This is a genomic window from Gemmiger formicilis, from assembly GCF_016901605.1.
Classification (GTDB): Bacteria; Bacillota; Clostridia; order Oscillospirales; family Ruminococcaceae; genus Gemmiger; species Gemmiger formicilis_B.
Genome location: NZ_JACJKP010000852.1, coordinates 1 through 220 on the forward strand (window position 1 = coordinate 1; position 220 = coordinate 220).

The following is a 220-nucleotide window of genomic DNA, read 5'->3' on the forward strand; positions in this document are numbered from 1 at the left end:
CGGCGATGGCGTTCTTGTAGCACAGGGTCAGGCTGCGGTAGACGCACTGCATCAGCTGGCCCACCGTCTGGGGCACAGGCTGGCCGCTCCCGGCGCAGGCGTCCTGCACGGCGGCGAATTTGCCGGCCTGGTCACCGCAAGACAAAGTATCCGTGAAAGTTTTGATATCAAGGAGGTTCTTCCCCAATGAGCATGTTAGTGGAAACCAAAGCCCGGGTAG

1 protein-coding gene is annotated in these 220 nt (G+C 60.5%); it reads left to right on the forward strand.

The features are described from left to right. The coding region (locus H6B10_RS17020; protein WP_204652520.1) for a hypothetical protein at positions 1–190 on the forward strand (190 nt) is incomplete at its 5' end. Between the last annotated feature and the right edge of the window lie 30 nt (positions 191–220).